Source organism: Candidatus Albibeggiatoa sp. nov. BB20 (assembly GCA_016744725.1).
Taxonomy (GTDB): Bacteria; Pseudomonadota; Gammaproteobacteria; order Beggiatoales; family Beggiatoaceae; genus Albibeggiatoa.
In genome coordinates, this window is the sequence record JADGDW010000109.1 from 4,375 (window position 1) to 16,547 (window position 12,173).

6 protein-coding genes are annotated in these 12,173 nt (G+C 38.6%); 2 read left to right on the forward strand and 4 right to left on the reverse strand.

Annotated elements, in window-relative coordinates:
• The 3 genes from ABXH34_RS12450 to ABXH34_RS12460 all read right to left on the reverse strand — a co-directional run.
• A partial coding sequence (locus ABXH34_RS12450) for an NHL domain-containing protein (protein ID WP_353572210.1) occupies window positions 1–5,225 on the reverse strand: 5,225 nt, incomplete at its 3' end.
• Between the two features lie 825 nt (window positions 5,226–6,050).
• On the reverse strand, window positions 6,051–6,185 hold the full coding sequence (locus tag ABXH34_RS12455) for a hypothetical protein (protein ID WP_353572211.1): 135 nt from the start codon (window positions 6,183–6,185) through the stop codon (window positions 6,051–6,053).
• Window positions 6,186–6,899: 714 nt separating this feature from the next.
• Window positions 6,900–7,367 carry a DUF6714 family protein gene (locus tag ABXH34_RS12460; RefSeq protein ID WP_353572212.1) on the reverse strand — a complete coding sequence of 156 codons (468 nt, stop codon included), beginning with the start codon at window positions 7,365–7,367 and terminating at the stop codon, window positions 6,900–6,902.
• Between the two features lie 392 nt (window positions 7,368–7,759).
• Between ABXH34_RS12460 and ABXH34_RS12465 the strand changes: the two genes are divergently transcribed.
• Both ABXH34_RS12465 and accD read left to right on the forward strand, forming a co-directional pair.
• Window positions 7,760–8,377: a transglycosylase SLT domain-containing protein gene (locus ABXH34_RS12465; protein ID WP_353572213.1), complete on the forward strand. Its 618-nt coding sequence runs from the start codon at window positions 7,760–7,762 to the stop codon at window positions 8,375–8,377.
• Between the two features lie 370 nt (window positions 8,378–8,747).
• The gene (gene accD, locus ABXH34_RS12470) at window positions 8,748–9,665 is read left to right on the forward strand and encodes an acetyl-CoA carboxylase, carboxyltransferase subunit beta (protein WP_353572214.1); all 918 of its coding nucleotides are present in this window, start codon (window positions 8,748–8,750) and stop codon (window positions 9,663–9,665) included.
• Window positions 9,666–9,884: 219 nt separating this feature from the next.
• Here accD and ABXH34_RS12475 read toward each other — a convergent pair.
• Window positions 9,885–12,173 (reverse strand): DNA internalization-related competence protein ComEC/Rec2 (locus tag ABXH34_RS12475; protein ID WP_353572215.1); only part of this gene is annotated, 2,289 nt, incomplete at its 5' end.

A 12,173-nucleotide genomic window follows, 5' to 3' on the forward strand; every position in this document is an offset into this window, starting at 1 on the left:
TGAGTGCTTAAGCGAATTGTATAACTATCAGTTGTGCCATCTTCGCCGATGCTTAAATCGCTGGGTTCGATAATCACACCTGCATCATTATCCGTAATATTGACTGTAGTATTATTGATACTCATGCTGCTGGGATATTCAGTTGCACCACTGCTGCTAATCGCATAACTCACCCGACAACTGTGATTACCTTCAATATCTGAGTCATTGATTGCGGTAATATTAATCGTTTGGGTGCTGGAGTCACTCAGGGTTATGCTGCTAGGATTTAAACTACATTGACTGCTATCGCTCACGGTTGCATTGATAACGACATTGCCTGTAGTGGGTTCGGTATCTAATTGAATATTGACACTTTCTGTCGCGGATTCGGTTATGTCAATACTGGAATCAATGCTAATCCCAGCGGTATCATCATCTTGTACACTGATTGTCACATTATCAGGTGTTATCGCGGCGTAAATTGTATCGCCTGTTAATGTTGTTTCTACAGTACAAATTTGTTCACCATCAGCAATATTATCATCGGTTGCCGTCACGGTGATGGTCACGCCTGTGGTGTAATTCGCGGTGGTCAAATCATCGGCGGCGACTGCGCTACATTCATCTGAAGTTGTTAAATTAATGCTGACATCTGATTCAGGTTCAGTGGCTAAACTAATGTTAAAGGTCGTGGTTTCTGACGGTTCATTGATGCTTAAACCTGAAGTCGGATTGACTGTGACGCTTGCGGTATCGTTATCGGTAATACTGACGCTGACATTTTGGACATCGCTGGCAGTGAAATTATTGTAATTCTTATCAATGCTACTGGGATCGCCTGTGACAATACTGCAACTGGGATCGCTGATATTATCAATGGCATCATCAATCGCGGTCACGGTGATGGTTTGTCCTGTTGCCCAATCAGTATTATTAATTGTAATCGGGCTGCTAACATCAATCGAACATGCGCCAGTTATTGTGAGTGGAATATCAACCGAATCAGTAGGCAAGGTATTTAAAGTAATAGCAAATGTATCTGAGCTATTGGGTTCGCTCAAACTCAAACTATTCGGCGTGACGGTGATTGCTGGGGTGTCATTATCTACCGTTGTCACGGTCACGGTTTGGTCTGATAAAGCGTCGTATCGGTCATCGCTATTGGCATCGACTACGCTTATTGTGATATTTGTGGTTTGATTGCCATCAGCCCCATTATCATCAACACCTGTTACGGTCACCGTTTGTGCAATATGCCAATCGCTGTTTGAAAAGCTTAAGCTTGTGGGCAACAGTGTGGCTTCAGCCGTATCACCACTGCTGAGATTGAGTTCTACATTGGATTCAGGTTGGGTTTGTAACACCACGCTAAACGTATCACTTGTTCCCGATTCATTCACGGATGTGCCGCTGGTTTCAATGATGGTCATGCCTGCACTGTCATCATCGGTAATTGTGCCATTGCCCTGATTATCAATGATTTGTGCATTGACACTCACGCTGTCTAAATTCAGATAGAAACTTTCGCTTGTGCCTTCATCAATTTCATCTCCTGTGACACTAATACTAATGGTTTGGTCATTGTTTGTGGCTGCGGAAAAGGTAATGCTATTGGATTGACTGCTGTAATCGCTGCTGCCCGCACTGTTATTCGCAGTGGAATAATTAACGCTAACATCACTGCTGGCGGCATGACTTAAACTGACAGTGAAATCAAGGCTTGTTGTACCACTGTCATTTTCTGTGATACTGGGATCATCAATCGAAATTTGAAAACAATTATTATTGTCAGTAAGCGCATTATCCGCATTCGGTGTCACGCATTTCAAAGCAAAATCAGCACTGTTATCCTCAGTGTCATTACTGCTGCTATCACGCGACAAACCCACTAAAGTACGACTGCCATCATCTGTTATAGCGGTATCGGTTTCGGTGAAATGATTGGGCGTAATCCCTTCATAACTAACAGTATCGACAATAAAACCAGCTTTCATAATAGCAACGGCATTCGGCGCACCATCATTGATAAAATCATCGCCTAAATTAACCGCTTGATTGCAATTCAATACCTTAGCCGCAGTGTCACACAGCACATAATAGCCATTGTTTGCTAATGTGCCTGATAAGTTAAAGCTTTGATAAGCCACGCCCGTGTCATCGATGAGTTGAACCGAATAAGCTTCGGCGGCTAAATCCAGTGCATTGCCATTAATATTTTTCAGCTCAATAAATTCGGCACTGTCTGTCGCGCCTTGGTCATAATCTAATTCATTGATAATTAAACTGACATCATCATCTTGAATTGTAATATTGTGGGATGTGGTCGTGCCTTGGGTCGCATTGCTGGGCGTATCCATTTCAATCAGAAGGGTTTCTTCATCTTCATCCGTACTGTCATTAATAATCGTGATGCTGATGTCGGCACTGGTATCGCCTGCGCTAATGGTCAACGGGGATGCACTGATACTGTAATCGGCACTGTTGGCGGTGCTACTGGCATTGACTGTAAAAGGCAAACTGACATCAACTCCAGAACTTTCCGATAATTGAGCCGTGATTGTTATCGAGCCACTGTTTTCATTGACTGAATGACTGCTGGCTGTAAAGCTGATCGTTGGCACAGTATTGCTTAGGCTAAAATCGGTATTAATTCCATTGCTGCTGGCGGTGACATTGTAGTTGCCTGCGCTTGCATTCGCGGTCACGCTTAAACTGGCAAGCCCCGAACTATTAGTGGTGGCATTAGATGAAGTGCTGTCTAAACTTGCACCTGAATTCGGCGCGGTAAAGGTCACGGTCGCACTTGGAATCAGATTGCTATATTGGTCAGTCACGGTTATTTCTAAATCATCGTTAAAAGCTGTCCCCACCATGCTGCTTTGATTATTACCACTGGAAATCGTTAGATTAGCGACTGCATCAACATCGTTGCTTAAACTAAAATCAGTGGTGACACTATTGCTACTTGCCACAACGCTATAATCGCCTGAAATGGTATTTGCGGTCGCACTTAAACTGGCAATCCCTGAACTGTTGGTGGTGGCATTAGATGAAACGCTGTCTAAACTTGCACTTGAATTTGGCGCGGTAAAGGTCACGGGCGCATTAGAAATAATATCGCTATATTGGTCGGTAACGGTCACTTCTAATGGATTGCTAAAACTTGTGCCAACCGTGGTATTTTGATTGTTACCGTTTGTAATGCTGAGGTTTGTTATCACTTGAGAAATGGTGACGCTATTATCGGTGCTGCTACTGGCTGTATTGGTATTGCCTGCATTGTCACTGGCGACCCCCGTATTGACGTTGGCAATCACCGTTCCTGCATTGGTCATTCCCGTCACTGCAATATTATAGCTGCTGCCACTACCTGAGACGGTCGCCGTGGTCGCGCCTGCTGTTCCTGAAATGCTGACATCGCCCGTGGCAAATCCCGTGACTGAATCACTAAATTCCACGCTAAAATCAATTGAATTGGCACTGCTGGGATCAGCTTGTGAACTGGCTTGATTAATGGTGACACTGGGAGAGATATTATTAATCGTCATGCTCAATGCGGAAGAGACTGCACTAATATTGCCTGCGGGGTCAGTTGCTTTTGCAGTGATGTTTTGTGAACCATTAGGAATCACGGTTGCGTTGATTGTCCAATCGCCTGAACTATCCGCCGTTGTTGTTCCCAGTGAATTAGAACCCGCATAAAATAACTCAACTTCACTATCTGCCTCGGCTGTGCCTGTGAATGTTGGTGTGGTGTTATTGGTAATATTATCACTGTTAGACGAGCCTGAATCAGAACCGCTGTCCATATCTGGAGTTGAGGGCGCAGCAATACTTTTATCAATGTTATAGCTCTCACCACTGCTAAAACCGCCATCATTTTCCCCCGCCGCATCGCCTAAATTCCAACCGCTATCGTTACTACTGATGCTGTCATCATCGACGACATCTAAACGAATTGTGCCATTGCCTGTTCCTGTATTCACCGTCACGGTACAAGAGGGATTACATGTGCTGGAAGAAACTGAACTGATAGCACTGCCACTCACGCCTGATGTATTTAAGCTAAAATCATCTGTATTAACGCCTGTCACTTGTTCACTGAACGTCACCAGAAATTCGACGCTACTGGCATTGGTATTTGTATCAATTGGGTTATTGCGTGTAATCGAAGATACAAAAGGAGCAAGTCGCTTAAAATAACGAATGTTATGACCACTGCTATTTGCTACATAGATATGTCCATCAGCATCCACAATCACCCCACTTGGATAAGATAAGCTTATTGGGATACTGGTAACAATGCCTGCCGTATCAACCACCCGAACATAAGAATTATTGGTATCGGTCATATAGAGATTGCCGTCTGCATCTACAGTAATATCACGAATCCATCTAAATTCTGCTGCGGTGGCAAGTCCATCATCACCAGAATATCCACCACTTCCACAAATCCCAGCTACAGTGTTAACAATACTGGAAGAAGCATCGACTTTACGAACACAATAACCAAAGGGATCAGAAATGTAGATATTCCCAGCCGTATCCACAGCCACACCTTCAGGACTCTTAAATGTCGCAGATGTTGCCAATCCGCCATCACCAGAAAAACCAGGTGTTTCTGAGCCAGCAACTGTATTAATAATGCCCGAGCTATCTACTTTACGCACTCGAAAATTTCGACTATCAGCAATATAAATATTTCCAGTACTGTCTACTGCTACACCATGTGGATACTTCAGCAAAGCATCAGTGGCTGCGCCGCCATCTCCAGAATCCCCATTGCTTCCACAAGTCCCTGCTGCGGTGCTAATAATACCCAAGATATCCACTTTGCGAATGCAGTGATTATATTCCTCAGCAATATAAATATTTCCCGTACTGTCTATTGCGACACTTCTAGGGGTATTCAATTCAGCAGCGATGGCAAACCCTCCATCTCCAGAATATCCACTTGTCCCAATGCCTGCTACCGTGGTGATAATACCGCTGGTGTCGACTTTACGAATACAATGATTCCCATAATCTGCAATGTATATATTCCCTGCTGCATCGAGAGCAACATCATAAGGGTAGGCCAGTTCTGCTGCTGTCGCTGCTCCACCATCACCAGAATATCCACGACTAGTCCCTGCCACAGTAGAAACAAGGTATTCTCGCGCCTCTGAATATTTCGGAAAGAATAGGACTGTTAAACACCCTAACAGCAAAGCTAGGTACTTAGCTGAAAATTTTAATTTCATTGGTAAACCCTCGGTTACACGCTCGCTACCATGATTTAAAAGCAATTTATGGAGCAATATTATATTTATTATAGTTTATTCCTCAGTCTTATCATCTGATTTGAATATTTGATTGATAAATTTTTGTTGGAGACAATCTCATTATCAAAGATTAGTTGTGTATTAGGAATATCAGAACGTTGGAGAGATATGTAAACAAAAAATATGCCTAAATAGCTTAGAAATTGGAGGTAAAGAAAAGAGGGTAATGAGTTTGGATAATCTTAGCACATTGGCGATAGAAGTCGAACTTGCTTGTTCCCAAACTCAGTTTGGGAATGCTTGACTTGCAAGCTCTGCTTGTTGAATGTCTCGTAAAGCAGAGCTTTTAAAACAGGTATTACCAGGTAGAACTTGGGAACGAGATAAGTAATTTATTTCTTGTTTAGCCTTGAACCAGAAGATTGCTCGTTCCCAAACTCAGTTTGGGAATGCCTGACTTGCAAGCTCTGCTTGTTGAATGTCTTGTAAAGCAGAGCTTTTAAAACAGGCATTATCAAGTAGAACTTGGTAACGAGGTACACGTCTCAAAGGCATTCCCACATGATATGTGGGAACGAAGCAAAATCTCTAATAATTCAGCATTAGGATTAACGGGCTACCCCTTCTTTATAGAACTTAGCATATCCTCGATATATTGAAAGCTTTGCTTAATCTTCTCCAGTTCAACTTCAACAATATCAATAAAATCACGTTCATTTTCAGAGCAAGGTTTATCAATCGATCTTTTTCCAATAATGATATATTGCACATCAATCCCTATTGAACTTATACGCTCAAAATAATCTAGCTTAGGAAATCTTTTATTCCTCTCGTAATACTTTGTGTTTCTTTTTCTACACCAACAATTTTGCCAAATTCAGTTTGGCTAAATCCTAGCTTTTCTCTTTCTTTTTTAAGTCTTTCCCCAAAAGTTAACATTTTATCCAACCTTAAAGATAAAAGAAATCAAAATAATGACGAATATATTGTTAACAGTTGACATTTTGATCTATACAATTAAGTGCAAGTTGTAACAATTTAAGACATAACAATACGGTAATGTTTCCAACTTGTTATCTTGTTCCTATGTGTCATGAAGGCATTACCACAAAATTTGTGATAACAAGATAAACTTAATACCAATTCGTTCTAATCCAAAGAAACAATTATACATGCTGAATGAGGCACTCAAAAATAATCAGTCATTAAATTATAAAATTTAAGAGAATAACCATGCAAAACACATCAGAGTCCCCTTATTGGGACGTTGTCAATAATTCGCTTTGGAAACAACAGAACATTATCGAGTTTATCAATGAAATAATAGGCGATTTGTATATAGGTGAGAATCCCGACGATTTAAGAAGAGCGGAAATACGTCTAACTTCTATTGACGCATTGGTTGACAGCTTGAAAAGAGAACTTTTTACTATTATCCCATTGGTTCAGAGCAAAAGAGATACATTAAATTAGAATGGTTTGAGAACAACTTTGCATCAAAGACGAATTACCACGTCAAGTGTAGTAGTAACCAGTTGAACCATATATAGAATATGAATAGATCAAGAAGGATTTAAAAAACTAGATATTTCTGAATAAGGTTTAAACACTAGTGAAGTTGAATTGGCTTTTGGAAATAGCTTAGATTAATGACTATGGATTATCAAACCAATAATCGTTAAGAGCATCATAAACTAAATCATCATCATAGTTTTCCCAAAAATAAAGCAATACTTTCTGTATACATTTTTGTTGTTGTTCAGTTAAACAGTTATAAATATTTTTCACCCATGATGCTCTGGGGTTATTCATTTCATCTAATATTGGTGTTAATCGGTCAATAACTGCCTCCCCAAATACATCCATCTCATTATAATGTATAAGTATAAAGCATAAAAAAGCAGGTAAGTAATACAAAAAACCAGTGTTACTTAAAGATACAACAATATCATCTCTATAAGCTAAATTATCCAATATAGTTTCTTGCCATACTCTTTGCCCTAAATCTTCAATGTATTCTTCTTTACACCTTATGTTTGCATAAATTTCATCTATATATGGGTATGGAGTTTGACTAAATATAATATCAATAAGAGCTAATAATTCTTGTTGCTTGTTCATATAATTTGTTTACTTGCTGCTACCAAAGGTATTTTTTTCATGGATGGAATGTAAAGAGATAATTTATTTAAAGCAAGGCACTATACAAAGAAAATATTTCTTCCAGCTACTTAGAAGCATAAATCATTAAATATTTCTATAGGTTTCATATTATTCATTGTTCTTCAATATCAAAATTTAACCGTCAAGGACTGCCTGATAAAATCCTCTTTATACTCATTTAAAAATACGTTTAAGATGGATGAATAGAAAATACAGCTTGTAAAAAATATTCTAAAACAAATAAAATGCAAACAATATGTTAGATTTATTTGGATGATTTAACCGTGTCTTTAGCTCATTTGATAACCCAATGTCACCATACTAGAATAAATTGGCTGTTTCTGTTCTGTATGTTCATGACCTCCCAATCCAGCTTTGCTGCGGAAACCACCACTGTCATTTATAAATATCTTGATGAAAATGGTGTGTTGCATTTATCTAATAAAAAGCCGCCTGAAAAAAAGAAAGATATATTGCTGCTATATTCACGCAGTTACATGATTGAAACTTATACGCCACCACCAACTTTGCCGCCTATCCCTCACTTACCCCGTCGTGGTAAAGCGAAAAAAACAGATTATGACGCAATGATTTCAAATGCGGCCGCGCGTTATGGGTTACACCCCGCGTTAATTCATGCTGTTATCAAAGCGGAGTCTAATTATCGGGCAAGTGTGGTTTCTCCGAAAGGAGCGACAGGCTTGATGCAATTAATGAAAGGCACAGCAAAACGTTATGGTGTAAAAAACCGAACTGATCCCAGTGAAAATATCGACGGCGGTACACATTATTTAAGTGATTTGCTCAAGATGTTTAATCAAGATATGGAATTGGCAATTGCGGCCTACAATGCAGGGGAAAATGCAGTAAAACGCTATAAAAACCAAATTCCCCCGTATAAAGAAACCCAAAACTACGTAAAAAAAGTGATGGGCTATTATTATAAAAATTTGGCTTCAATGCTTTAAAAAACGGCTTCTGTTATTCTCAGATTTAGGTGGTCTAATGAATTTGAACAACACTTAAATTCTTATCGTTATTATCAGAGAATGGTCACATAGAATGATTTTAAAATTCAAGAAAACATGAACTTGTATTGAAATATTGACCAAACAACAATATAACTCATGTGAGCTGATGCAATGCTTATCTGAGCATCACTCAAACTTGAATTTATCTTGGGATTAATAACTAATTCTGTACAAGTATAGACTGGTACAGGTAAAATTTAGCCCGACCTTAGATTCTCGGTTTTGGTCTTACTGCATCGTTTTTAGAGTGCGATGCCTGCGATTTACACCGTTCCTTAGCGGACTTTACAAGCATAGATAAAATACAATGAGCTGGTTTGAAAAATTATTACCAACCCGAATTCGTACCGATGGCAATAAAAGCCGTCATACCATGCCTGAAGGATTATGGAGTAAATGTCCTGTCTGTCAGGTGGTTTTATATAAAGCGGAATTAGAACGCCATGTGAATGTATGTCCAAAATGTGGGCATCACTTACGTATTGGTGCAAGACCACGTTTAGATAAGTTTTTAGATCCATTACCACGTGAAGAAATCGGCACAGAATTATCGCCGAAAGATTTTCTTAAATTCCGTGATAGCAAAAAATATAAAGATCGTTTAGTACAAGCACAAAAATTAACAGATGAAAAAGATGGCTTAATTGTAATCAAAGGACAAATTTATGGTGTGCCAATTGTCGCCTGTGCCTTTGAATTTAGTTTTATGGGCGGCTCGATGGGCAGTGTCGTAGGTGAGCGTTTTGTACGCGCTGCGCAAGCCGCAATTAATGAAAAAATCCCGCTAGTGTGTTTTTCAGCCAGTGGTGGTGCACGGATGCAAGAAGCTTTAACCTCATTGATGCAAATGGCTAAAACCAGTGCGGTGATTAATCGCTTAAATCAAGCAGGATTGCCTTTTGTCTCGGTATTGACTGATCCTACAATGGGCGGTGTGTCTGCTAGTTTGGCAATGCTGGGAGATATAAATATTGCAGAACCGGGCGCATTAATTGGATTTGCAGGCCCTCGTGTCATTGAACAAACAGTGCGTGAAACATTACCAGAAGGTTTCCAGCGCAGTGAATTTCTGTTACAACATGGCGCAGTGGATATGATTGTGGATCGACGTGATATGAGTCAAAAGATTTCATCATTACTCGCAATGCTAATGAAAACTGCTCCTCCAGAGCCACCTGTGATGCTACTTTCACATCAAGATGATGTTGAAGAAATTCCAAATTAAAGCATGATGTAATATAGACTCTTTCCCATGAGTTGTTAGGGCTGGCAATCCTTAATGGACTGGCAGTCCTAAGCTGTAAAAATAAATTGTTTCTCAGCTAATCGCTATATTGAACTAAACAACTTAATTGTATTCTTCATTTTGAAAACGCCTCTAAATCCTTTTAAGCCCTGATGAAATAATATTCAAAAATTAAATTGTAATATTAACGTGGTATCACTAATGCCAAATTCGGTGCATGGTTTCTCGGGCAATCATGGGTTGTAAAAAATGATGATGGCGTGGGCTGAAACGAATTGAGCCTGTATCAGGCGTATTGAAAATTCGAATTTTCTGTTGTTGATAACGTTTTACAATATCAGGGTGAGGATGTCGATAATGATTTAAATAACCCGTTGAGAAAACAACAGTTTTCGGATTAACTGCTCGAATAAATGAAGGTAAAGATGAAGTTCGGCTACCATGATGAGGTGCAATAAGAATGTCTGCGTTGAGTTTCAGTTTTTGTTGCTGCGATAATGCAATTTCAACATGATTTGAAATATCTCCCGTTAATAAGGCACTATGCTTTGTCCCACTGATTTTTAAAACACAACTTCGATTATTGCGTTTATAGTGATGCTCGCCTACTTTTGGATGCAATATTTCAAAATAAACTCCATCCCACCGCCATTGCTGTCCTGTTTTACAAGTAGCAATTTTAATATTTTGCTGTAATGGTATGTTAAAAAAATCCTGAATTCTTTTTATTTCAACTGCACCCGTCAAAATTTGATTAATCGGTATCTGTTCTGCAATATTATTCACCCCACCACTATGGTCATTATCAGCATGACTCGCTATCAATAAATCCAAATGGGACAGTTTATGCGCATTGAGATAAGGAATAATCACGCTACGGCTCATCCAGCTATTCGCGGTGTCATACATCAATTGATGGTTTTGAGTTTGAATGACTGTTGCTAAATTTTGTCCTACATCTAAAATCGTTAATTCAAATTCTCCATGCTTTATATTATTTTCAAATGAAAAATTAAAAAATAGGGGTAATAATCCAATGAATCCTAGCCAGCGAATAGAAAACCCTCTGGGTGCAAATAAAATAAATACACTAATTATGCTGAGAATAACAGTCAATAAATTAATATTGTCAGCAGATAAATTAAATAATTCCAAATAGATATAACTATATTGTTCCAATTCTATCATCAATTCAGTAATTCCAAATGCCAAACTAAAAACATAAGAAATAGCAGTGAATAAATAAATTGATATAAGAGGAGAAATGAAAGAAACTAAAATACCTATTAGCACAAATGGTAAGATAATAAAGCTTGTCAGTGGAATCATAATAAGATTACTGCTTATTGCCGCAAGCAGTGTGCTTTGTTGAAAAAAATATAGCGCGAGAGGATAGTTTATTATGGATATAATCACCTGAAAAACAATAAGATTTACAAGTAAAAATATCATATATTTTAAACGGTTTTGCTCGACATTATGAGCACGTATAAATTGAGAAAAATAGATAATAATACTAACAATAATAAATGATAGCCAAAAACCTGCGGTTAATGTAGAGAATGGATCATAAATTATGACAAAGGCTAAAGCTAAACAAATTCGATATGAATGACTTAAATTACGCTTAATAAGATTAGGAATCAAAAAACCTAAAATCATAATAAAAGCCCGCTGAGCAGAAATACTAAAGCCTGCCAGACAAACATAAGCTAATACTATAAATAATGTTATGATTGTTGCAAAATGAACGGCGGAAAGCCTAAGTGCTGCTTTACCTAAAAAACTCCAAAATAATTTTGATAGAATAAAGCTGACAAATGCAATGCTACTGACATGCAGACCCGAAATGGCAACTAAATGGCTAGTGCCTGTTTGTCTGAATAATTGCCATTGTTTTTGCGTAATTAAGCTGCGATCACCCAAGCCCATCGCTAAAATAATGCCTGCATAAGGTAAGGTGCTAATAGAGTGATGTATATTTTGAATCAGTTGGTAACGAACTGTTTGTAATTGATAAGGTCTTGGAATATCTAGTAATTTGGCTGGCGATTTTTTAGCATTGCTAATATTGCCCATGGCAGTAATGCGTTGAATAAATAGCTGTTTAGAATAGTCGTATACATTAAAATTGAGTGGGGGATGTGGACGTTTAAGTTTTACGGTAAATTGCCATAATTGATCGGGTTTAACGGTTTGAGGGGACTCATTTGGTTTAGAATACCATCTGAGGCGCACTTTACCTTGAAATGGGTAATATTGTTGCTTATATACTACATAAGTGGCATACAAATCAAATTGAGTGTTAAACTTGTTTTGAGTGGGGATATTAACAACACGGCCTTGTATCGTGACTTGTTGCCCTTCAATCTCTTTTGGTAGTTGTTGTGCTAATATATCTTGCGCATTCCAGAACATCCATAAAAAGCCAAAAATGATGCAAATGATAAATACTAAAAAAAATCTCATATTTCTTGCATATAAAAC